Source organism: Citrobacter europaeus (assembly GCF_037482245.1).
Taxonomy (GTDB): Bacteria; Pseudomonadota; Gammaproteobacteria; order Enterobacterales; family Enterobacteriaceae; genus Citrobacter; species Citrobacter europaeus.
On sequence record NZ_CP148084.1, the window covers coordinates 3,794,189 to 3,817,041 of the forward strand.

The 22,853-nt window shown below is 51.8% G+C and carries 24 protein-coding genes, 1 other RNA gene and 1 pseudogene; 12 read left to right on the top strand and 14 right to left on the bottom strand.

Annotated features, from left to right (window positions below; translation table 11 throughout):
• Nucleotides 1–92: 92 nt before the first annotated feature.
• Both apt and WHR59_RS17900 read right to left on the bottom strand, forming a co-directional pair.
• Nucleotides 93–644: an adenine phosphoribosyltransferase gene (gene apt, locus WHR59_RS17895; RefSeq protein WP_043015422.1), complete on the bottom strand. Its 552-nt coding sequence runs from the start codon at nt 642–644 to the stop codon at nt 93–95.
• 193 nt (nt 645–837) lie between these two features.
• Nucleotides 838–1,215, bottom strand: coding sequence for a DUF454 family protein (locus WHR59_RS17900; protein ID WP_008783969.1), 378 nt, complete (start codon nt 1,213–1,215; stop codon nt 838–840).
• 69 nt (nt 1,216–1,284) lie between these two features.
• On the opposite strand from WHR59_RS17900, the gene priC reads away from it, so the two are divergent.
• Both priC and rsmS read left to right on the top strand, forming a co-directional pair.
• Nucleotides 1,285–1,812, top strand: a complete 528-nt coding sequence (gene priC / locus WHR59_RS17905; RefSeq protein WP_043015421.1) for a primosomal replication protein N'' — start codon at nt 1,285–1,287, stop codon at nt 1,810–1,812.
• A gap of 14 nt (nt 1,813–1,826) precedes the next feature.
• Nucleotides 1,827–1,988 (top strand): pleiotropic regulatory protein RsmS, encoded by a 162-nt coding sequence (gene rsmS / locus WHR59_RS17910; protein WP_064507026.1) that lies wholly within the window; start codon nt 1,827–1,829, stop codon nt 1,986–1,988.
• Between the two features lie 75 nt (nt 1,989–2,063).
• On the opposite strand, the gene mscK is transcribed toward rsmS, so the two are convergent.
• Nucleotides 2,064–5,429 carry a mechanosensitive channel MscK gene (gene mscK / locus WHR59_RS17915; RefSeq protein WP_338843347.1) on the bottom strand — a complete coding sequence of 1,122 codons (3,366 nt, stop codon included), beginning with the start codon at nt 5,427–5,429 and terminating at the stop codon, nt 2,064–2,066.
• 127 nt (nt 5,430–5,556) lie between these two features.
• The gene (acrR, locus tag WHR59_RS17920) at nt 5,557–6,207 is read right to left on the bottom strand and encodes a multidrug efflux transporter transcriptional repressor AcrR (protein WP_043015419.1); all 651 of its coding nucleotides are present in this window, start codon (nt 6,205–6,207) and stop codon (nt 5,557–5,559) included.
• A gap of 141 nt (nt 6,208–6,348) precedes the next feature.
• Between acrR and acrA the strand changes: the two genes are divergently transcribed.
• The 6 genes from acrA (at nt 6,349) to WHR59_RS17950 (ending at nt 13,142) form a co-directional block, all read left to right on the top strand.
• Entirely contained in the window at nt 6,349–7,542 is a 1,194-nt protein-coding gene (acrA, locus tag WHR59_RS17925) for a multidrug efflux RND transporter periplasmic adaptor subunit AcrA (RefSeq protein ID WP_043015418.1), read from the top strand.
• 22 nt (nt 7,543–7,564) lie between these two features.
• Nucleotides 7,565–10,714 carry an efflux RND transporter permease AcrB gene (gene acrB / locus WHR59_RS17930; RefSeq protein WP_043015417.1) on the top strand — a complete coding sequence of 1,050 codons (3,150 nt, stop codon included), beginning with the start codon at nt 7,565–7,567 and terminating at the stop codon, nt 10,712–10,714.
• A gap of 488 nt (nt 10,715–11,202) precedes the next feature.
• Nucleotides 11,203–11,577 carry an Hha toxicity modulator TomB gene (gene tomB / locus WHR59_RS17935; RefSeq protein ID WP_003021733.1) on the top strand — a complete coding sequence of 125 codons (375 nt, stop codon included), beginning with the start codon at nt 11,203–11,205 and terminating at the stop codon, nt 11,575–11,577.
• Nucleotides 11,578–11,604: 27 nt separating this feature from the next.
• Nucleotides 11,605–11,823: an HHA domain-containing protein gene (locus WHR59_RS17940; RefSeq protein WP_002892050.1), complete on the top strand. Its 219-nt coding sequence runs from the start codon at nt 11,605–11,607 to the stop codon at nt 11,821–11,823.
• Nucleotides 11,824–12,003: 180 nt separating this feature from the next.
• Nucleotides 12,004–12,555, top strand: a complete 552-nt coding sequence (gene maa / locus WHR59_RS17945; protein ID WP_043015416.1) for a maltose O-acetyltransferase — start codon at nt 12,004–12,006, stop codon at nt 12,553–12,555.
• A 116-nt stretch (nt 12,556–12,671) separates the two neighbouring features.
• On the top strand, nt 12,672–13,142 hold the full coding sequence (locus tag WHR59_RS17950) for a YlaC family protein (RefSeq protein WP_043015415.1): 471 nt from the start codon (nt 12,672–12,674) through the stop codon (nt 13,140–13,142).
• A 79-nt stretch (nt 13,143–13,221) separates the two neighbouring features.
• Here WHR59_RS17950 and ykgO read toward each other — a convergent pair whose 3' ends face one another.
• Complete coding sequence (ykgO, locus tag WHR59_RS17955) at nt 13,222–13,362, bottom strand: type B 50S ribosomal protein L36 (protein WP_005125190.1); 141 nt, start codon at nt 13,360–13,362, stop codon at nt 13,222–13,224.
• Between the two features lies 1 nt (nt 13,363).
• Nucleotides 13,364–13,624 (bottom strand): type B 50S ribosomal protein L31, encoded by a 261-nt coding sequence (locus WHR59_RS17960; RefSeq protein WP_043015414.1) that lies wholly within the window; start codon nt 13,622–13,624, stop codon nt 13,364–13,366.
• A 188-nt stretch (nt 13,625–13,812) separates the two neighbouring features.
• Between WHR59_RS17960 and WHR59_RS17965 the strand changes: the two genes are divergently transcribed.
• Nucleotides 13,813–15,366 (top strand): EAL domain-containing protein, encoded by a 1,554-nt coding sequence (locus WHR59_RS17965; RefSeq protein WP_172862784.1) that lies wholly within the window; start codon nt 13,813–13,815, stop codon nt 15,364–15,366.
• Nucleotides 15,367–15,417: 51 nt separating this feature from the next.
• On the opposite strand, the gene WHR59_RS17970 is transcribed toward WHR59_RS17965, so the two are convergent.
• Together WHR59_RS17970 and WHR59_RS17975 are read right to left on the bottom strand one after the other, a co-directional pair.
• Complete coding sequence (locus WHR59_RS17970) at nt 15,418–15,771, bottom strand: DUF1428 domain-containing protein (RefSeq protein WP_003831033.1); 354 nt, start codon at nt 15,769–15,771, stop codon at nt 15,418–15,420.
• A gap of 64 nt (nt 15,772–15,835) precedes the next feature.
• On the bottom strand, nt 15,836–16,465 hold the full coding sequence (locus tag WHR59_RS17975) for a YczE/YyaS/YitT family protein (protein ID WP_043015412.1): 630 nt from the start codon (nt 16,463–16,465) through the stop codon (nt 15,836–15,838).
• An 87-nt stretch (nt 16,466–16,552) separates the two neighbouring features.
• On the opposite strand from WHR59_RS17975, the gene WHR59_RS17980 reads away from it, so the two are divergent.
• Nucleotides 16,553–17,980 carry a PLP-dependent aminotransferase family protein gene (locus WHR59_RS17980; protein WP_172862783.1) on the top strand — a complete coding sequence of 476 codons (1,428 nt, stop codon included), beginning with the start codon at nt 16,553–16,555 and terminating at the stop codon, nt 17,978–17,980.
• A gap of 59 nt (nt 17,981–18,039) precedes the next feature.
• On the opposite strand, the gene WHR59_RS17985 is transcribed toward WHR59_RS17980, so the two are convergent.
• From WHR59_RS17985 to ffs, 3 genes are all read right to left on the bottom strand, one after another.
• Nucleotides 18,040–18,258 carry a hypothetical protein gene (locus WHR59_RS17985; protein ID WP_016152066.1) on the bottom strand — a complete coding sequence of 73 codons (219 nt, stop codon included), beginning with the start codon at nt 18,256–18,258 and terminating at the stop codon, nt 18,040–18,042.
• Nucleotides 18,255–18,506, bottom strand: a complete 252-nt coding sequence (locus tag WHR59_RS17990; protein WP_043015410.1) for a hypothetical protein — start codon at nt 18,504–18,506, stop codon at nt 18,255–18,257. Before WHR59_RS17990 ends, WHR59_RS17985 begins: the two co-directional genes overlap by 4 nt.
• Before the next feature lie 197 nt (nt 18,507–18,703).
• Nucleotides 18,704–18,800, bottom strand: an RNA gene (gene ffs, locus WHR59_RS17995) — signal recognition particle sRNA small type.
• A gap of 84 nt (nt 18,801–18,884) precedes the next feature.
• On the opposite strand from ffs, the pseudogene WHR59_RS18000 reads away from it, so the two are divergent.
• Nucleotides 18,885–19,274, top strand: a pseudogene (locus tag WHR59_RS18000) (MGMT family protein).
• Nucleotides 19,275–19,305: 31 nt separating this feature from the next.
• Here WHR59_RS18000 and WHR59_RS18005 read toward each other — a convergent pair.
• Nucleotides 19,306–19,875 carry a YbaY family lipoprotein gene (locus WHR59_RS18005; RefSeq protein WP_043015409.1) on the bottom strand — a complete coding sequence of 190 codons (570 nt, stop codon included), beginning with the start codon at nt 19,873–19,875 and terminating at the stop codon, nt 19,306–19,308.
• 212 nt (nt 19,876–20,087) lie between these two features.
• On the opposite strand from WHR59_RS18005, the gene tesB reads away from it, so the two are divergent.
• Nucleotides 20,088–20,948 carry an acyl-CoA thioesterase II gene (gene tesB / locus WHR59_RS18010; RefSeq protein WP_003831027.1) on the top strand — a complete coding sequence of 287 codons (861 nt, stop codon included), beginning with the start codon at nt 20,088–20,090 and terminating at the stop codon, nt 20,946–20,948.
• Between the two features lie 50 nt (nt 20,949–20,998).
• Here tesB and amtB read toward each other — a convergent pair whose 3' ends face one another.
• On the bottom strand, nt 20,999–22,285 hold the full coding sequence (gene amtB / locus WHR59_RS18015) for an ammonium transporter AmtB (protein ID WP_008783954.1): 1,287 nt from the start codon (nt 22,283–22,285) through the stop codon (nt 20,999–21,001).
• A 31-nt stretch (nt 22,286–22,316) separates the two neighbouring features.
• Nucleotides 22,317–22,655 (bottom strand): P-II family nitrogen regulator, encoded by a 339-nt coding sequence (gene glnK / locus WHR59_RS18020; protein ID WP_003021657.1) that lies wholly within the window; start codon nt 22,653–22,655, stop codon nt 22,317–22,319.
• Between the last annotated feature and the right edge of the window lie 198 nt (nt 22,656–22,853).

Sequence of the window (22,853 nt, forward strand, 5' to 3'; positions counted from 1 at the left end):
GGATTCACAGGGGGATAATGCTAACACAACCTCGCAGCGACGGCGAGGTTGTGTGTCTCGGTATTACTTCAGCCGGGATAAGATAGCCCGACTTAGTGGCCTGGGAATGGAACCAGGCTATAACAGGTCAGCCCCTGTTTTTCCAGACGCTGTTCGCCGCCCAGATCAAACAGGTTAATGATAAAAGCGGCATCGGTCACTTCACCACCCAGACGGCGGATCAGTTTCACGGTCGCTTCAATCGTGCCGCCGGTTGCCAGCAGATCATCCACAACCAGGACTTTATCGCCAGGTTTGATGGCATCAACGTGGATTTCCAGCTGATCGGTGCCGTATTCCAGTTCATAGCTCTCAGCAATAACTTCACGCGGAAGCTTACCGGGTTTGCGTACTGGAACAAAGCCGACGCCCAGACCCAACGCTACCGGCGCGCCAAACAGGAAGCCACGCGCTTCGGTGCCAACCACTTTTGTGATACCCGCATTTTTGTAGCGTTCAACCAGCAATTCAATGCTGAGGGCGTAGGCTTTCGGGTCTTCCAGTAAACTGGTGACATCACGAAAGAGAATGCCCGGTTTTGGGTAGTCGTGGATGCTTTTGATGCTATTTTTGAGAAACTCAAGCTGCTGTGCAGTCGCGGTCATAAGTTTGTGCCTGATTAATACAGTATTACTTCACGGCGCACTATACACTTCATCCTCGACGTATCTTGAATGATTTTGTGTCTATATATGAGTCAAGGTTACACTTGCTTAACCTTTGACCACCTGCGCCTGTGCTCGAAAACGGTCGAATTTACTGACTGTGGGAGACAATTGCAACAGCGTTTATTGCGCTTTACTGCTTTTGTTGTTTTTCATCAATCACCGGGATCCGCCACATAAAAATCAGTAAACAGGCGAGGATGACCAGCAGCAGGCCGCGTACCCACATCATATTGACCAGCCACAGTGAAATACCAAACGTCACCAGGATCAACAAAATAGCGCGCGGCTTCGCTCCCGGCGGCATCGCGCGGTGTTTTTGCCAGTGGCGCAGATACCCGCCGAACCACGAACGGTACAGCAGCCAGTCGTGAAAACGCGGCGATGAGCGGGCAAAACACCAGGCAGCCAGAAGTATAAACGGCGTCGTCGGCAACAGAGGCAATACAACGCCCAGCGTACCTAGCACTACCGCTATCCAGCCAATGATGATTAGAATAATGCGTTGCATAATATGAGTACTTAACACAGAGAATCGCTACTTTAGCATAACAGTTCTCATTTTCATCGGAGTGTTGTCGTGAAAACCGTCATGCTGCTTCAGACGCTCGAAAACCAGCTTAACCGCCTACGCCAGCGTTGTGCCCCGCTGGCGCACCATGCAACGCTTAGCGCCCGCTTTGACAGACATCTGTTTCACACCCGCAGCACGTTGCTGCAGGCCTGTCTGGATGAAGCAGATGATAATCTCGCGGCCCTGCGCCGCGCCGTTGAGCAGCAACAACTACCACAAATTAGCTGGCTTGCGGAACACCTTGCCTCACAGTTAGAGGCGATTTCACGTGAAACCGCCAGTTGGTCGCTCCGGGAGTGGGACAGCGCATCTCCAGGTCTTGCGCGCTGGCAGCGCAAGCGAGTACAACACCAGGAGTTTGAACGCCGTCTGGTTGAAATGACGCGAGAACGCAAAGAGCGCCTGGCTCAGGCTACCGGCTTTGAAGAACAGCAAAAACTGCATCGTGAAGTAGAAGCATTCGAAGCGCGACTCGCGCGTTGTCGTCATGCACTGGCAAGAATAGAAAACGTGCTGGCGCGTTTAACCCGCTAATCCCCGGAGAATTTATGTCATTAGAGAACGCCCCGGACGAGGTCAAACTGGCCGTCGACCTGATTGTTTTACTTGAAGAAAATCAGGTTGCGCCTGAAACAGTGCTGAAGGCGCTAGAGATTATTAAACGGGATTACGAAAGGAAACAGCTCTCTTCTTCTAAAAAAGCGCTATAGCTGAAATGCCTGATGGCGTTGCACTTATCAGGCCTACGAATTAATCAAAGCTCGCGGGCCTGATGATTTTTTCTATTAACCTACCGAAGGCGTCGGATCGTCACCCTTGATGATGTCACGCTTAACCTCGGTCACGGTGTCGCCTTTCGCATTATGCAGGTGCACTTCGAGCTGGTTAAAGGCAATATCAATGTCGTTTTCACGGCACAAACGATCCACCGCACGGTTAAGTTCATCAACCGTATGACTACGATCGCGCAGTTCACGTACGTATAAACGCAGTTCATGATCCAGCGTGCTAGCGCCAAAGGCGGTAAAGAACACCGCAGGCTCCGGATCGTGCATGACTTTCGGGTGTTCCATCGCCGCCTGCAGCAGCACTTTCTTCACTTTGTCCAGATCCGAACCGTAGGCCACACCAATGCGGATCACCAGACGCGTGGTGGTATCAGAGAGCGACCAGTTGATCAAACGCTCCGTCACGAATGCTTTGTTCGGGATGATCACCTCTTTGCGATCGAAGTCGGTAATGGTGGTGGCACGGATACGAATCTTGCTGACCGTTCCTGAAAACGTACCGATAGTCACGGTATCGCCGATGCGGACCGGACGTTCAAACAGAATAATCAGACCGGAAACAAAGTTACCGAAAATTTCCTGCAGACCAAAACCAAGACCAACCGACAGAGCAGCTGCCAGCCACTGTAGCTTATCCCACGAGACGCCGAGCGATCCGAAGACCGTCATCGCGCCGATGGCGATGATGGCGTAGTTAAGGATCGTGGTGATCGCATAGGAAGCGCCCTGACGCATCTTCAGTCGCGAAAGCACCAGCACTTCCAGCAGGCCGGGTAAGTTACGGATCAGCGCCCACGCGACCATTGAGGCAATAATCGCAAACAGCAGACTGCCCATGGTGACGTCTTTCACCACCGCAGCCCCTGCTTCGGTGCCGTTGTAATGCCAGAGCGTTATGCTGTCGAGGTAGCTGAATACGGTTATCAAATCAGACCAAATAGCCCAGAACAGAACCCCAAACAGGGCAACCATCACCAGCATAGTGATACGCAGCGTTTGCTGGTTAACCTGCTCCAGCGCAATGGTCGGTTCTTCCTGTGGTTCTGCGCCTTCAGCCCCTTCTTTAACCAGGTTCTGACGACGCGCCAGCGCACGACGCCAGGCAATACGGCGTGCCGCTACGCTCAATCCACGCAGCACCGTCTGGTACAGCAGGTTCCAGAGGATAACCAGATAGACCGTTTCAATCCAACGACCGGCCAGGCGCAGCGTGGTGTAGAAATACCCTGTCGCCGTCAGCACCATTAGTGCAATCGGAATAATAGACAGCACGGTAATGGTGACCAGACGTAGACCATGCGACTCTTTGTCACGCCAGCTTTCGCGGCACATTGGCCATACCAGAAAGGCGATCAGCAGCAGGTTGAGGAAAATGACCACCTGGCCAAGCACATCGTCCATCAAATTAAGCGGCGACAGCTCAGCAATGACCGACCAGAAGTTGAGCGGCAACAACGCAAGGCTGATACGAACAATCTGGCGGCGCCAGTGGCTGGTCTGCTGCGCTGGCATGCCAAAATGACGAATCGCCACGCCATCTTTTTCCAGCACCTTCCAGCACAGACCAAACACCAGCCAGAAGATGGTCATCTTCTTGCTAAACGCCCACAGCAGGTCACTGATATTCAGCTGCATGGTCAGCAAAATCAGGCCCACCGCGAGGATAATCAGACATGCCGGCAAGGCTCTGATGAGATCGATCAGAATTGCTTTGGGTGTATTAAGCTGGCTGTCGTTACGCAGGTTCCCCACCGCGGCGGCTAATTTTGCCTGATAATCCTTCAGCCACCTCAAACGCCAGCGGATTAACCCGGCGATAAGCAGCAGCGGCAGCCCTGCCAGGAACGCAATAAATACGGCTGGCCAGGCTTTTTCCCAGTTCACCGTGATTTTCATCGACTTAAACTGGTCTTTTAGCGTTTGTGGGAAGGCTTTGATCCAGTCCCAGTCCATCGGACGGTTACTGTTAACCCAGAAAATTTGCTGCGTGAGGATCCCTTTCAGGTTTTTCGACACGCTCATTAACTGTTGCTGGTTGATTTGCAGATTAATCGCCATCATCAACTGGTTGCCCAACTGCTTATTTAGCTGATCCAACAGTTCACGACGCATATCCACGACCTGCATCAGGGCATCGTGGACTTCAGGATTAACTTCGTTGCTGTGCCCTTCTTCCAGTTTGGCGACAAACGCATCGTTCTGGAACAACGCATCACGCTGCTGGTTGACCTCGAACTGCTCCAGACGCAAATCGGCGATCCGGTTGGTCATATCGGCAAGCTCATCTGCCGACGGCAGCGTTTGTTGTTGCTGATATAAAATGCGCGACAGCAGCAGACTGCCTTTCAGAACGGCGATCTGCTCTTTAATGTTGCGTTCGGATTGCAGGGCGCGGTCAAGCCAGTTTTTAACTTTGATATTTTGCTGCATCAGGCTGTTGCCGTTTTCAGTCGCGGCAATCAGGCGCTGGCTGAGCTGATGGTTAACATCAAGCTCCTGCTTCACTAACGGATTGGACTGGATACGCTCGGCTTCGTCCGGCGTTACCGCTTCCTGCGCCGTCTTTTCGGTTAACGTCAGTCGTTTGCTGTTCACCGCTTCTTGCAAGAGCTGAAGCTGATGTTCAAGGCGGTTACTGTTCGCCGTCACGTAATCGCGTTGTTTTTGCAGGGTGTCCTGCAAAACCGTATTACCTTCGAGGCTCTTACGCTGCTGGTCGATCTGCGCATTCAGCAGCGCCTGCTGCGCCTGCAGCAGCACCTGCTGGCTGGGGCGTAAAGCCGCCTCTCCCACACTGGTGCCATCAAGTCGATTGCGAATTTGCTGCATCTGTTGCGACGCGGTGTACATCGCATTTTGTACGCGCTCTGGCTGCGTCTGCAGCGACACCAGTTGGCTGTTGTAAGCGGCAAGATCGTTTTGCGAACTTTGCAGGTCATCCAGAACCTGCGCCACGCGCGACTCAAGCTGTCGTAAGGAGAGCGTACTCAGCGTTTTTCGCGTTTCATCGTCATTATCAACATCGCTAAGCGAATTTAGCGCATCCGTCGCCTGACGCATTTTTTCCGGCGCCTGGGCAACTTTCTGCCGAAGCTGTACGGTTTCATCCTTCACGCGATCGATTTTATCCAGCGCGGCAATGGTATCGATGAGATCTTGTTGGACCAGCTTATCCTGCGCGGAGAGATCTTTTTGTTTATTCAGCGTGTCTAACTGGCTCTGAATATCCGCTTTCGTCGGCAGTTCACCACTCTGTTGCGCCCGCGCAAATGCAGATGACTGGCAGGATAGCAATAGAATGAAGAAAAGAATGGTAATAGCAATAAGATGCTGTGAACGTTTATAGAGCTGCAACATAGTCATGAGAATGAACGTTTCTGAACCGGAAAAGTGACCGAAAATAGTCAAGCGGCAAGAATATCACGGCTGTGACCGGCAGAATAGCAGCAGGCAAAACGACCAGGAGAATTCCTGGTTCAGACCCAAAGCGTTAGCAGGTTTTCGCCACGTTAACCCGCAGGCTTGGGCAGAGAAGACACATCTCCAGCAGTACAGCGATGTATTCCCGGGCCTCTTTTTTCAGATCAAAAGATTCTGGGGCAAATAACCAGTTCTCTATAATTCCGGTAACGTAGCTACGCAGCAGCACCGCCACGCGACGCGTGTTCAAATTTTCTGGTAGCATGTTGGCATTCATGCAGTGCCGCAATGTTTGTTCGATACGGTCGTAATTTTCAATACACAGACTACGTTGAGCTAACTGAACAGAGGCCATTTCCCCGACAAATTCGCATTTGTGGAATATAATTTCCAACAACAAACGTCGGCGTTCTTCTGTCACGGTAGCTTCAAGAACGTAAATTAAAATTTCTCTTAATACTGATAGTGGATCGTCGGGGAATTTTGCCTGATACTCAATCTCTAACTCATCAATGTTAGGTTTTGCTAGCTCCCAGATTTCACTGAATAAATCCGATTTGTTTTTGAAATGCCAATAGATTGCGCCGCGCGTGACACCAGCGGCTTTTGCGATCTCCGCAAGCGAGGTGGATGATACCCCTTGTTGCGAAAACAAACGCAGAGCGACATCGAGAATGTGCTGTCGTGTTTCCTGTGCTTGTTGTTTGGTTTTTCGTGCCATAGGTCAGTGAATTTACAGGCGTTAGATTTACATACATTTGTGAATGTATGTACCATAGCACGACGATAATATAAACGCAGCAATGGGTTTATGGGCTTTTAGCCATTGATCAATTTGAAATCGGACACTCGAGGTTTACATATGAACAAAAACAGAGGGTTAACGCCTCTGGCAGTCGTTCTGATGCTCTCAGGCAGCTTAGCGCTAACAGGATGTGACGACAAACAGGCCCAACAAGGGGGCCAGCAGATGCCAGAGGTTGGAGTTGTTACGCTCAAAACTGAACCTCTACAGATAACAACCGAACTCCCGGGTCGCACCAGTGCGTATCGCATTGCTGAAGTTCGTCCTCAGGTTAGCGGTATTATCCTGAAGCGTAATTTCACGGAAGGTGGTGACATCGAAGCGGGTGTATCTCTCTATCAGATTGATCCTGCTACTTACCAGGCCGCTTATGAAAGCGCAAAAGGCGATCTGGCCAAAGCACAAGCCGCAGCAAATATCGCTCAACTGACGGTCAAACGTTATCAGAAACTGTTGGGGACTAAGTACATTAGTCAACAGGATTACGATAGCGCGCTGGCAGACGCACAGCAGGCGAACGCCGCCGTTGTCGCCGCGAAAGCCGCGGTAGAAACTGCACGCATCAATCTGGCCTATACCAAAGTGACGTCGCCGATCAGCGGCCGCATTGGTAAGTCATCCGTTACTGAAGGCGCTCTGGTGCAAAATGGTCAGGCGACCGCACTGGCGACCGTTCAGCAGCTTGACCCAATCTATGTGGACGTGACGCAGTCAAGTAACGACTTCCTGCGCCTGAAACAAGAGTTGGCCAACGGCACGCTGAAGCAAGAAAACGGTAAAGCGAAAGTCGAACTGGTGACCAATGACGGTATTAAATTCCCGCAGTCCGGTACGCTGGAATTTTCTGATGTGACGGTTGATCAAACCACCGGATCGATTACGTTACGCGCAATCTTCCCTAACCCGGATCACACCTTACTGCCAGGTATGTTCGTTCGCGCACGTCTGGAAGAAGGGACTAACCCAACTGCATTACTGGTTCCACAGCAAGGCGTTACCCGCACACCGCGTGGCGATGCCAGTGCATTGGTTGTCGGTGCAGACGACAAAGTTGAAACTCGTCAAATTGTCGCCTCACAAGCGATTGGCGACAAATGGTTAGTCACTGATGGACTTAAACCGGGCGACCGCGTGATTGTCACTGGGCTGCAAAAAGTACGTCCTGGCGCGCAGGTAAAAGCGCAGGAAATCACCGCTGATAACAACCAGCAAGCAGCAAGCGGTAGCCAGCCTGAACAGTCCAAGTCTTAACTTAAACAGGAGCCGTTAAGACATGCCTAATTTCTTTATCGATCGCCCAATATTTGCGTGGGTGATCGCCATTATCATCATGTTGGCAGGGGGGCTCGCGATCCTCAAATTGCCGGTAGCGCAATATCCAACTATTGCACCGCCTGCAGTGACGATCTCCGCGACCTATCCTGGCGCTGATGCCAAAACAGTACAGGATACTGTTACGCAGGTTATCGAACAGAATATGAACGGTATCGATAACCTGATGTACATGTCCTCAAACAGTGACTCCACGGGTACCGTGCAGATCACCCTAACCTTCCAGTCTGGTACTGACGCGGATATCGCACAGGTACAGGTGCAGAACAAACTGCAGCTGGCAATGCCGCTTTTGCCGCAGGAAGTACAACAACAGGGCGTGAGCGTTGAGAAATCATCCAGCAGCTTCCTGATGGTTGTCGGTGTTATCAACACCAACGGCACCATGACGCAGGAGGATATTTCCGACTACGTGGGCGCCAACATGAAGGACGCCATCAGCCGTACTTCAGGTGTGGGTGACGTTCAGTTGTTCGGTTCCCAGTACGCGATGCGTATCTGGATGGATCCGAACAAACTGAATAACTTCCAACTGACGCCGGTTGATGTGATCAGCGCCATCAAAGCGCAGAACGCCCAGGTTGCAGCCGGTCAGTTAGGCGGTACGCCGCCGGTGAAAGGCCAGCAGCTTAACGCGTCGATCATCGCGCAAACCCGTCTGACCTCTGCCGATGAGTTCAGCAAAATTTTGCTGAAAGTGAATCAGGACGGTTCTCAGGTGCGTCTGCGTGACGTAGCGAAAGTCGAACTGGGTGGCGAGAACTACGACATCATTGCGAAGTTCAACGGTAAACCTGCATCCGGTCTGGGTATCAAGCTGGCGACAGGCGCTAACGCCCTGGACACCGCTAACGCTATCCGCGAAGAACTGAAGAAGATGGAACCGTTCTTCCCGTCAGGTCTGAAGATCGTTTATCCGTATGACACCACGCCGTTCGTGAAAATTTCTATTCACGAAGTAGTGAAAACGCTGGCGGAAGCAATCATTCTCGTGTTCCTGGTAATGTATCTGTTCCTGCAGAACTTCCGCGCGACGCTGATTCCGACTATCGCCGTGCCGGTGGTGCTATTGGGTACATTTGCCGTCCTTGCGATTTTCGGCTTCTCGATAAACACGCTGACGATGTTCGGGATGGTACTCGCCATCGGCCTGTTGGTGGATGACGCCATCGTTGTGGTCGAGAACGTTGAACGTGTAATGGCTGAGGAAGGGCTACCGCCGAAGGAAGCAACGCGTAAATCGATGGGCCAGATTCAGGGCGCACTGGTGGGTATCGCGATGGTGCTGTCAGCGGTATTTATCCCGATGGCTTTCTTCGGGGGTTCTACCGGCGCAATTTACCGTCAGTTCTCCATCACCATTGTTTCGGCGATGGCGCTGTCAGTCCTGGTGGCATTGATTCTGACCCCTGCCCTGTGTGCGACCATGCTTAAACCGATTGCTAAAGGCGATCACGGAGAAGGCAAAAAAGGCTTCTTCGGCTGGTTTAACCGCATGTTCGATAAGAGCACGCACCATTACACCGACAGCGTGGGCGGAATTCTGCGCAGCACCGGTCGTTATCTGGCGCTGTATCTGATAATCGTCGTGGGCATGGCCTATCTGTTCGTTCGTCTGCCAAGCTCGTTCCTGCCGGATGAAGACCAGGGGGTATTCCTGTCAATGGCTCAGCTGCCAGCGGGTGCAACGCAAGAGCGTACCCAGAAGGTGCTGGACGAAATGACGGATTACTATCTGACCAAAGAAAAAGCGAACGTTGAATCGGTGTTTGCCGTTAACGGCTTTGGCTTTGCTGGTCGTGGTCAGAACACCGGTATCGCGTTCGTTTCTCTGAAAGACTGGAGTGAACGTCCTGGCGAAGAGAACAAGGTTGAGGCGATTACTCAACGTGCGATGGGCGCATTCTCGCAGATTAAAGACGCAATGGTCTTTGCCTTTAACCTGCCAGCCATTGTGGAGTTAGGGACCGCCACCGGTTTCGACTTCCAGCTGATTGACCAGGCAGGTTTAGGTCATGAGAAACTAACCCAGGCGCGTAACCAGCTGTTTGGTGAAGTTGCGAAGCATCCCGATCTGTTAGTCGGCGTACGTCCTAACGGTCTGGAAGATACGCCGCAGTTCAAGATCGATATCGATCAGGAAAAAGCGCAGGCTCTGGGTGTTTCCATTAGTGACATTAATACAACGCTGGGTGCAGCATGGGGCGGAAGCTACGTGAATGACTTCATCGACCGTGGTCGTGTGAAGAAAGTTTACGTCATGTCTGAAGCGAAATACCGTATGTTGCCGGAAGATATTGGCAACTGGTATGTTCGCGGCAGCGACGGGCAGATGGTGCCGTTCTCCGCCTTCTCTACCTCACGTTGGGAATATGGTTCACCGCGTCTGGAACGCTATAACGGTCTGCCTTCCATGGAAATCTTAGGCCAGGCCGCACCGGGTAAAAGTACCGGTGAAGCGATGGCAATGATGGAGCAACTGGCCAGTAAACTGCCATCCGGTATCGGCTATGACTGGACCGGTATGTCCTACCAGGAACGACTGTCCGGCAACCAGGCCCCTGCCCTGTATGCCATTTCACTGATTGTCGTATTCCTGTGTCTGGCGGCATTGTACGAGAGCTGGTCAATTCCGTTCTCCGTAATGCTGGTAGTACCGTTGGGTGTTATTGGCGCATTGCTGGCGGCGACGTTCCGCGGCCTGACCAACGACGTTTACTTCCAGGTAGGCCTGCTCACAACCATTGGGTTGTCGGCGAAGAACGCGATACTTATCGTCGAATTCGCCAAAGACTTGATGGATAAAGAAGGCAAAGGTCTGATAGAGGCGACGCTGGACGCGGTACGTATGCGTTTACGTCCAATCCTGATGACATCGCTGGCCTTTATTCTGGGCGTAATGCCGCTGGTAATCAGCTCCGGTGCAGGCTCCGGCGCGCAGAACGCAGTAGGTACAGGCGTAATGGGCGGGATGGTGACGGCAACCGTGTTGGCTATCTTCTTTGTTCCGGTGTTCTTTGTGGTGGTACGCCGCCGCTTTAGCCGCAAAAGCGAAGATGTTGAGCATAGCCACTCAGTAGACCATCATTGATAGCTCTCTAAAGATAAGGCCGCGCAAGCGGCCTTTTTTCTGGAAAAATCATAAAAACCACTTATTGCGATATCGTTTATTTTCTCTGGGGTAAATAAGCGATATAATCCCTGTAGGCTTAAAGGCTATTCTTAAAAAACATTGAGAGTTCTTATTTACTTTAATAAATATTAAGATTATTCCTAGCTTTTGACTGGCATTGTCGACTGTTACCTTGCGTTGCTAAACCTAATCAAGATAACCCGATGATTGCCCGAAGAATAAAGAAGTTGTCCCATTCCGAATAGCCGTACGTATCTGTTAAAATGTAAAAATGACCTGACATCATAATTTTGCATAATTGTAATTTTTCGTGATATGACGATGAAATCTTTTTTAGAGTAGATTATAGTTAAATCATCAGGAGTCGCGGGCAAGTTCCAGGTAGTTTGTTGTATCCATCCCGAAAGGTGTTCGGTTAGTTTAAGCCACTAAGAAGGGGATGCGTTATGGATGAATACTCACCCAAAAGACATGATATCGCGCAGCTTAAATTTCTCTGCGAAACCCTGTATCATGACTGTCTTGCAAACCTTGAACAAAGTAACCATGGCTGGGTTAATGACCCTACCTCTGCCACCAGCTTGCAGCTCAATGAACTGATAGAGCATATTGCAACCTTCGCACTTAATTATAAAATTAAGTACAATGAAGACAATAAGCTGATTGCGCAGATAGATGAATACCTGGATGACACTTTTATGTTGTTCAGCAGTTATGGTATTAATACGCAGGATCTGCAGAAATGGCGGAAGTCAGGTAATCGTCTGTTTCGCTGTTTTGTCAATGCCACCAGGGCTAATCCTGTTAGTTTGTCTTGTTAAAAATTATTACAATCATAGGTAAGAGTTATGTCCGATAAACCATTAACTAAAACTGATTATTTGATGCGCCTGCGACGTTGTCAGACAATTGACACACTTGAGCGCGTTATTGAAAAAAATAAATATGAATTGTCCGACAACGAACTGGCTGTATTTTACTCAGCAGCAGATCACCGCCTTGCTGAATTGACTATGAATAAGCTCTACGACAAGATTCCAACTTCTGTTTGGAAATTCATTCGCTAATTGCTCACGGGTTAAGTCAGGTATAGCAGTACATTTGTCTGGCTGACCATTTTCGTATTTACAATAGTTATTTAATTCAAATCACGTGACTACGATCACAGCGAAACAACGGGAACGTTCCCCTTGCTGGCATTGCGTTTTACTGTGTTGAAATGATCTCCAGGACACAGGGAATTCGTAATGAGTAATGAAAAGCAAAAAATGATCGCCGGTGAACTTTATCGCCCGGCAGATGAAACATTGCGCAACGACCGGCTACGCGCTCGTCAGTTGACCCATCGCTACAATCACACCGCTCCCGATGAAAAAAGCGAGCGACAAGCTATCCTGCATGAGCTGTTGGGTCAGAGCGAGGGCGCTTATATTGAACCCTCTTTTCGTTGCGATTACGGCTACAACATCTATCTCGGTAAAGAATTTTACGCCAACTTCGACTGCGTTATGCTCGACGTCTGTCCGATCCATATTGGCGACAACTGCATGTTAGCGCCGGGCGTCCATATCTATACCGCGACCCATCCGCTGGATGCCACCGAGCGAAACAGCGGCATGGAGCTGGGTAAACCCGTGACGATTGGCAACAACGTCTGGATAGGTGGGCGCGCGGTGATAAACCCCGGCGTAACGTTGGGAGATAACGTGGTTGTGGCCTCAGGCGCGGTAGTCACTAAAAGCGTTCCGGCCAACAGCGTGGTTGGGGGCAATCCCGCGAGGATCATCAAAACGCTGTGATCTTAAATGTAACTGTTATGCTAAATTGTGGTTAATCTGTTACTTTCTTCAAAAGGTATCCCCTTTTAAAATAGGGCGATCACACTTGAATTTTGCAGACACCACGAAGGCAAGAGATGACAGAAATACAGCGCCTGCTTACTGAAACAATCGACGACTTAAATATTCGCGAAAAGCGCGACAACAAACCGCGCTTTAGCGTCAGCTTTATTCGCAAACACCCAGGGCTGTTCATCGGCATGTATGTTGCGTGGTTTGCCACGCTGGCGGTGATGCTACAGTCAGAAACGTTAGTCGATTCAGTATGGCTGCTGGTGGTTCTGTTCGTCATACTCAACGCGTTTTTCTTTTTCGACGTTGCGCCGCGATACCGCTTTGAAGATATCGACGTACTGGATTTCAGAGTTTGCTACAACGGCGAATGGTACAACACGCGCTTTGTCCCCCCTTCACTCATCGACACCATCCTGCACTCCCCCTCCGTCGATAGTGAACATAAAGCACAGCTGCAAAAAATGATATCGCGTAAGGGCGAACTCTCGTTTTACGATGTCTTTACCCTAACCCGCCCCCAGACCAGCCAGTAAAGGCGGCCTTAGTACAGATAAAAAAAGTGCGTCCCTGTGGAGGAAACGCACTTTAGTCCCTGAAATGCTGGCAAAGAAACTAACGTCTTTTTTTACGCCCCTGTACCGCTTTAAAGCGTGGGTTCGTTTTGCAGATAACGTACAAACGCCCTTTGCGTTTTACTATCTGGCAGTCAGGATGGCGCTGTTTCGCACTGCGAAGTGAATTGAGTACCTGCATCTTAACCTCGCTTAGCGCCAATAAAATGGCCAAAACGTTTCTGGAAACGAGCTGCGCTGCCTTCGTTATCAAAGGTTTTTTGTTTCCCGGTATAGTACGGATGCGATTTGGAAGAGATATCCAGGGTCACGTATGGGTACATTTTCCCCTCAAACTCAATCTCACGCTCAGTCTTGATGGTCGAACCGACCTTAAAGAACTCATTGGCACTGGTATCGTGAAACACCACAGTACGGTAAAAAGGATGAATATCCGGTTTCATGGCAACCTCAATTTGTTACGTTATAACATAACCAACAAAATACACCACTCTTGTACAAACCACAACCTGATTTACGCTACAGAGAGTTAAACGGGATGATAAGTGGCCGTAAATATATGATGCCAATCGAATAGCTTTTTCGGCTTTCGGATATACTTTCCCTACGCTGTGTTAATAAGGATATCACTGTGACAACACGACATCTGATAAGCCTGGTGACAGGGGTACTGTTTCTTTCCATCCTCGCGCCCGTAGGTTTAAGCTTGTGGCTGGCACATCGTCAGGTCGAAACGAAATTTATCGATGAACTCGATATGTTCTCAACGCGAGTCGCATTACGTACGGAACGCGTAGGCGAGCAGGCAAAAAAAGCATTACGCCATATTGAAGCCTTTCAGGGGGTGCCTTGTAGTGAAGAGCATCTGCTGGAAATGCGTCGTTTGTCATATAGCTATCGCTATATTCAGGAAGTGCTGTACCTCAAAGATAACGTTCCGCAATGCTCATCTCTGGAAAAAAGAAGCCAGGCTGACGCATTTCCCCCCGCAATGAAAGTCACGCCTGATGGATATCGCGCATGGCTTACTACGCAGAACGATTTGGGGATTAAGCGCTTTATGGCGGCATTAGGGAGCGAACATTACGTTGTGATGGTCGATCCGAGCTCTTTCATAGACGTCATCCCGTTTGGCTCATGGCCAATTGAAGTCACTATCATTGGCACTGTGCGCAACGTCGTGGTTGCCAGTAGCGCCGATCTGCCTTCGGACGTTTTGCAGCATGTACAGCAAGAACGCTCGATTACCCATTTTCAGAAAGATGGCAGCATTTTTAACGCACGCCCTTTCCCGGAGCTGGGCATCACTATCGTAACCTGGGCCTCCACCCTGCCATTGCAAAAAACTTGGCACCGACAGGCGCTGATCTGGCTCCCGGCAGGTATTCTTATCGGCCTGCTCACCGCCGCCTTTGTTCTGCGCATTTTGCGCCGCTTACAGTCGCCCCATCACCAGTTGCAGGACGCTATCCAGCATCGGGACATTAAAGTCCACTACCAACCGATTATCTCGCTCAAAACGGGGAAAGTGGTCGGGGCAGAAGCGCTGGCTCGCTGGCAGCAGGCCGATGGGAGCTATCTGTCGCCGGAAATCTTCGTCGCCATGGCGCAGGAGACCGGACTCTCAGAACAGCTCACCCGTTTGATTATTGAAAGCGTATTTGATGATTTAGGAAAATGGCTGCGCCAGCATCCGGAGCAGCATATCTCCATCAACCTTGAGTCAGCCGATCTGTCTTCCGAAACGCTTCCTGCCCTGTTAAGCCAGAAGGTGAACCACTGGCAGCTAAAACCTGCGCAAATCGCGCTGGAACTCACCGAACGCGAATTTGCCGACCCGAAAAACAGCGCGCCGTTTATTGCCAAATACCGTCAGGCGGGTCACTCAATTTATATTGATGACTTTGGTACCGGCTATTCCAGCCTGAGCTATTTGCAGGATCTGGATGTTGACATCCTGAAGATAGACAAATCGTTCGTCGATGCGCTGGAGTACAACAACGTCACGCCGCATATTATCGAGATAGCCAAAACGCTGAAGCTGGAGATGGTAGCGGAAGGTATCGAAACCGAGAATCAGGAAGCCTGGCTACGCCAGCACGGCGTGCAGTACGGTCAGGGGTGGCTTTACAGCAAAGCGCTGCCGAAAGCAGAATTTATTCTGTGGGCAGAAAAACGGCTTTAACATGGCTGTTGATGTTGAGATGGCTGGCGGCACGCCGCACAGCCAGTCACATCACTCTTCCATAATGGGCGCAAATCCACCGTAGATCATTCGCTTGCCATCAAATGGCATAGATTCACCGAATTCCTTCATACGGGGATCGGACATCATCTTCTGATTTGCCGCATCGCGGACCTCTTTGGAAGGGTATTCAATCCAACTGAATACGACTTCTTCATGATCCTGCGCTTTCACCGCCATGCGAAAATCGGTCAGTTTGCCGTCGGGGACATCATCTGCCCAGCACTCCACCACGCGCAATGCACCGAACTCCTTGAAAAGCGGAGCTGCTTTTGCCGCCATCGCAATGTACGCCTCCTTGTTTTCAGCGGGTACGGCAACCACAAAGCCATCAACATACTTCATGAGAAAAACCTCCGAAGTGTACTGCGCGGCAAGCCGATTCCGGCCGCGTCAGTCGAGGTTAAGTTTAGTCGCCAGCAGGCGATCGTGCCCCAGGCGCATTCCTGATGCGAATACGCGCCTGCGGCTGATGGCGAAACCATGGCAGGCAAATCTGAATGAGCGGCCCGATAGCCAGTGCATACAGCACGGTCCCTAACCCAACGGTTCCTCCCAGCAACCAACCGATAAGCAGCACCGACACTTCGATTGCGGTTCGAATTCGTCGTACTGGCCAGCCGGTACGCGCGTGAATACCGGTCATCAGGCCGTCACGCGGACCGGCGCCAAAACCGGCACCAATGTACAGACTGGTTGCTAACGCATTCAGGATCACCGCTGACACCAACAGCCCGCTGCGCGCCAGCAGGGATTCAAATCCCGGAATCACCAGCAGCGCGGCATCTGCCGCCAGCCCAATCATAATCACGTTGCTCAACGTGCCAAACCCTGGGCGCTGGCGCAGTGGTATCCACGCCAGCAGTACCAACACGCCCACGGCAATAATCACCACGCCGATATTCATCGACAGTAAATTTGCCACCCCCAGGTGAAACACGTTCCACGGATCGGCCCCTAAATCGGCACGGACAAACATCGCCGTCGACACACCGTACAGCGTCAGCCCGATAAACAGCTGAAGTAAACGACGCAGCATGCTTTTCCCCTCTCACTCTCAGATAACTTTCATCTTCACCGCAATTGGCACTATGATTAATGTCCAGTTTTCAAAAAGTGGACTGCTATGTCATCTCGCCGTTACGGAAGCCAGTCTTTGCAGCGCCTGCTCGGACACTGGCAGGAAAGCCCCTCGCGAACGCCCATCTGGCGGCAGCTGGCAGAAGCGTTACGTTTGCTGATCCTCGATGGCCGACTGGCGCTGGATAGCCGCTTGCCCGGTGAACGCGAGCTCGCCGCCGTTCTGCAAGTGAGCCGAACCACCGTCGCCAGCGCTATGGCGCAACTACGTGAAGAAGGATATCTGGAAAGTCGTCATGGTAGCGGCTCACGGGTGATCCTGCCGGAACATATTCGCCATGTGCCGACCCGGACCAGCACCGGCACCGCGCTTGATTTGTCCACGGCGGCGCTGAACGCCGGTCCCGAAATTCATCAGGCTTACCAGCAGGCGCTGTTCGCAATGCCGCAGCACCTGCAGAGCTCCGGGTATCTGCCGCAGGGGCTGTCGGTTTTGCGTGAATCCATCGCCCGGCATTATTGCGAACGCGGACTCCCGACACAGCCAGATGAAATAATGGTCGTGAACGGCGCGGTCAGTGGCCTGGCGTTGATCCTGCGGTTACTCACCGGCCCCGGCGATCGCGTAGTGGTCGATCACCCCACTTATCCGCTGGCGATTGCGGCAATACAAGGGGCATCATGTCGCCCCATCGGCGTCTCGCTGCCCGAGCACGGTTGGGATACGGCGGGCCTGGTCGCCACCCTTGCGCAAACTGCGCCGAGAATGGCTTATCTGATGCCGGACTTTCACAACCCGACCGGACGCTGTATGGATGCCGCAACTCGCCAGGTCGTGGCGGATATTGCTGAAAGAACCCACACTACGTTAGTGGTCGATGAGACCATGGTGAACCTGTGGTATGACGCCCCGCCGCCGCCACCGCTTGCCGCATTCAACCGCGATGCGCCGATCATCCTGCTCGGTTCGGCAGGGAAAAGCTTTTGGGGAGGATTACGTCTGGGCTGGATCCGGGCATCGGCGCGAACCATTGCCGCGCTGGTACAAACCCGCGACACTTTCGACCTGGGCTCACCGGTGCTTGAACAACTCGCCACCAGTTGGCTACTGGATAACGCCGCCGACTTTCTTCCTGACAGAAGACGCCTGCTCACATCCCAGCGAGATCTGTGCTCGGACCTGATGAACTCACATTTCCCGGAATGGCAATTTACCCAGCCGCAGGGAGGGCTCTCTTTCTGGGTTGAACTGCCCGATACGCTGGCAACGCTGTTCGCTACGCGCGCCGAAAGCGCTGGCATTCAGTTGGGAACCGGTACGCGGTTTGGCCTTGATGGCGCATTCGACCGCTTTTTGCGTATGCCTTTCACGTTACCGGATGATACAACGCGTGCCGCCTTCCAGGTATTGCAACCCATTTGGGATAACCTGCGTTTGCAGGCCAGCAGCGGGAAAATGCGTAAAATAATCTAAACGACGAGTCAAAGGACTCGTCTTTGAATGCCGTGATGGGCGAGGATGCCCCGGCAATATTACCGTTGAGGAGGAACCGGGAACCCCTTCAGGGAAATCACGAAATTCTCACCATCCTTCTTAATCTTTGCCCCGGCATCACACCAGTCGGAGGCTATACGGAAGAACTCATCGCTGCCGACGTTCCAGCTCAGACGAACATGTTTCACATAACCGGAGCGCAGCATTTCACAGGCTTCGCCGTAATTACAGGCGGTTGAGAGCGATTGTTGTTTCATTTTTTCTTCTTCAGTAATCTTCGCAATGCTTTGATTTCTTTAGGAGTCAGTGCTTCAACTACGGATTCTTCCGTGTGCTGGCTATCGATATCCTCAGCGGAGACTCCCGCCTCTTCAACGGCGGAAAACGCGATCAGCAGTAGTTTTTCCGTCGCAATACTTAAATTTTCATTATGTACTTCAGCGTAATGGCGAAGCTTTTCTTTTAGCGCCTCATCAATTTTGACATTCAATACAGCGGTCGACATCGTAGAAAATCCTTGTGGTCAGCCAAAACACACCGAAAGTAAGACCATGTCGTTACAGCGCGATGGCGGCGGCAAAAGCATCAAATAACATCCCCGAAACACATTGGCAGTATTTGATGACAATAAAATGACAATACGATGACAAAGAAAAGAAGATAAACAGAAGGGAAATGTCGAACGGCAGAAATGGGTGGGGGCCCTGCCAGCTACATCCCGGCACACACGTCATCTGCCTTGGCTGCTTCCTTCCGGACCTGACCTGGTAAACAGAGTAGTGTTGCGGGAGAACCAACAGAGCCCCCATTGAGAGCGTCGTTAACCAACGCGCAGGCGCATTATCACTGCTGCACCCTGTAATTGCAACCCATCCAGCATCGGATGCTGTTTTCTTGCGCAATGCGGCTTCACTCCTTCGCTTTTCGGCATTATGCTGGAGGATTAGCGCAGGAATAAATGATGGATATACAAGACACTTTCCCCCAACGCGTCTGGCAAATCGTCGCGTCAATCCCCGAAGGTTTCGTCACTACCTATGGCGATGTTGCCAGGCTTGCCGGTTCGCCGCGTGCTGCGCGCCAGGTAGGCGGCGTGCTCAAGCGTCTACCTGAAGGCAGCACTCTCCCCTGGCATCGGGTGGTTAATCGCCACGGAGCTATTTCGCTGACGGGTCCCGATCTGCAACGACAGCGTCAGGCGCTGCTGGCAGAAGGAATAGTGGTTTCAGGAAGCGGACAGATCGATTTACAGCGCTATCGCTGGGTGTACTAACCCTCTCCTGGCGGAGAGGGTTACAACTGCCTTAGTACTGCGTGGGAGCTGGAACCGCAGACGACGGATTCACCTGGGTTGGTGACGTTGACGGTACCGTGGTTGTCGCCCCACCGCTCGCCTGAACCGGTACTGCTGTTTGCTGTACAGGCACCAGCGTCAGGTCGGCTTTTTTACCACCCTGATTAATGACCGTCTGAACGGTATCAGTAATAAAGACCAGTTTATCATTCACCGTAATCGCCGCACTCAGCAGAATACGAGCGTTAGGCTGAATATCTGCCGGGTTAAACGGTAATACGAAGCTGAATGGCGCCTGTTTACCTTCAGTACGGACCGCTTTTTGCGACAGCACTTTTGACGGCGCATCGGCCAGTGAAGCATCCGACAGCGTAACGGTCAGCACCGCATCGGGTGGCAAGGCCACTTTCTGGCGGATCCATACCGTACCGGAAACATTCGGTTGTTGAATTTTAGACTGTGTGTCAGAAATTGACGTATTAGGGCTTGGCGCAGGCGTCTGAATATCAGCACTTTTATCGGCGCAGGCTGCCAGAGCGACCGCAACCGCTAAACCACTTACCATGTGCACGAGTTTCATTAAATTCTCCTTATCATCTATGCACCAGCGAGAACTTTCCCCGCCAGAAGAGTGGTTAACAAAAACATAACGTGACTAAGTGTGGCACAAGACAGCTATTTTTGCCTGTAATAGGCCAGTAATTCAGACAATTGCACCCATCGGACCACTTTCAAAATTGCGTTATACTCTGCCTACCTCGCTGCGAGATCGATATTACCTGGAGAGCACGTATGAGTCTGGCGCTGAAAAATTTGCTGACATTGTTAAATTTGGAAAAAATTGAAGAAGGACTCTTTCGGGGCCAAAGTGAAGACTTAGGGTTACGTCAGGTTTTTGGGGGGCAGGTTGTCGGTCAGGCGCTGTATGCCGCCAAAGAAACCGTACCAGAAGAGCGTCTGGTGCACTCTTTTCACAGCTACTTTTTACGTCCCGGCGATAGCCAGAAGCCCATCATCTATGATGTAGAAGTCCTGCGTGATGGTAACAGCTTCAGCGCACGTCGCGTTGCCGCGATCCAGAATGGTAAACCCATTTTTTATATGACCGCCTCTTTTCAGGCACCGGAAGACGGATTTGAACATCAGAAAACCATGCCGGATGCGCCGGGTCCCGATGAGTTGAAATCAGAAACGGAAATTGCCCGCTCAGTGGCGCATTTGCTGCCACCGCTGTTGAAAGAAAAATTTATCAACGATCGTCCATTGGAAGTGCGTCCGGTAGAGTTTCATAACCCCTTAAAAGGTCACGTCGCACCTCCGGCGCGCCAGGTCTGGATCCGCGCTAACGGCGAACTGCAGGACGATCTGCGCGTCCATCAGTATCTGCTGGGTTATGCCTCAGACCTGAACTTCCTGCCTGTAGCGTTGCAGCCTTACGGGATTGGCTTCCTGGAAAAAGGAATTCAGATCGCTACCATTGACCACTCAATGTGGTTCCACCGTCCATTCAATATCAATGAGTGGCTGCTGTATAACGTCGAGAGCACTTCGGCCTCCGGAGCCAGGGGCTTTGTTCGCGGGGAGTTTTATACCCAGGACGGTGTGCTGGTCGCCTCTACCGTGCAGGAAGGGGTAATGCGTAATCGCAATTAAGAATTACCGGATGGTGGCGCAAAAGCGTTGTCATCCGGCAGATTGAAACATCAAGCGTTGTAGGCGTTTTCGCCGTGGCTGTTCACATCCAGACCTTCGCGTTCCTGTTCTTCCGGTACGCGCAGACCCACCGTCATATCCGCCAGCTTATAGCCAATGAAGGCCACCACGCCGGACCAGACGATAGTGATCGCCACGCTTTCCAGTTGCACCAGCAGCTGATGCCCCATGGTCACGCCCTCAGCAAAGCCCACGCCGCCCAGAGAGCTGGCAGCGAAAACGCCGGTCAGGATGCAACCAACAATGCCGCACACGCCGTGAACGCCAAACACGTCGCACGGATCGTCCACGCGCAGAAAACGCTTCAGCATGGTTACGCCCCACAGGCCAGCCAGCCCCGCAACGACACCGATAATCAGCGCGCCGCCGACACCAATGTAGCCACATGCCGGTGTTACGCCTACCAGACCCGCAATAGCGCCAGAACAAGCGCCCAGCAGAGACGGTTTGCCACGCAGTGCCCATTCACCGAAGATCCATCCGAGGATGGCAGCAGCGGTGGCGACCACGGTATTGACGAAGGCCAGTGCGGCGATCTCATTCGCCGTTCCCGCTGAACCGGCGTTAAAGCCAAACCAACCAATGTAGAGAATAGCGGTGCCGGTGAAGACCATTGGCAGGTTGTGCGGTTTAAAGGCTTCTTTGCCAAAACCGACGCGTTTGCCAATCAGATACGCACCAACCAGACCGGCTATCGCCGCGTTGATGTGCACGACCGTTCCGCCGGCAAAATCCAGCGCGCCATGGGAAGCCAGCAAGCCGCCGCCCCACACCATATGGGCAATCGGGATGTACGACAGCGTTAACCACACCACCACGAAAATCAGCACCGCAGAGAAGCGAATACGCTCAGCCAGCGCCCCGACAATCAGCCCAACGGTAATACAGGCGAACGAACCCTGAAAAGCAACGTGAATGTACTGGTAGAAACTCCCCGTGACCGCCGTCAGCGCGATGTTCTTCAGCAATACCCAGTTGAAGTTGCCGAAGAAATTATTCCCTTCGCCAAAGGCCAGCGAGTAGCCATAAACTACCCATAAAATACAAACCAGAGCGAATGTCACTGTTACCTGAGTCAGCATCGACAGCACGTTCTTACCGCGAATCAAACCGCCGTAGAACAGCGCAATGCCAGGGATAGTCATAAACAGCACCAGCGCGGTACAGATCATCATAAAAGCGTTATCTGCTTTATCCGCAACCGCCGGTGCCGCCATCGCCAGTCCCGGCAGTAGCGCCAGTGAAGCAATACCCGTTTTCATCGTTGCTATCTTCATTTTTTGGTTTCCTATCACTGTGTGCCAGAAGTTACAGTGCGGCTTCGTCGGCTTCGCCGGTACGAATACGAATCACACGTTGCAGCTCGGCGACGAAGATTTTGCCGTCGCCAATTTTTCCGGTGTATGCCGCCTTACTGATGACATCAATCACGCCATCCAGTTGGTCGTCGGCAATCGCCACATCAATCTTCACCTTTGGCAGAAAATTGACGCTATATTCAGCCCCACGGTACAGCTCAGCATGACCTTTCTGTCGGCCAAACCCCTTCACTTCGGTGACGGTCAGCCCCTGAATACCAATAGACGACAGTGCTTCACGGACGTCTTCCAGTTTGAACGGTTTGATTACCACGGTAACCAGCTTCATAGATCCCCTCCAGTCAGAATTCAGTAGTGGCTGCAGATACACGAGAGGAATATTGCAAGGGATGTGCCAGGAATGAAAAACGCGGAATGATTCAGGTTTGCAGGGTACTGCCTGGAGAGAAAAAGAAAAAACGCACTATAACGGTGCATAGTGCGTTACATTTTTGCACCAGATTGTTGATTGCCGGATGGCGGCGTT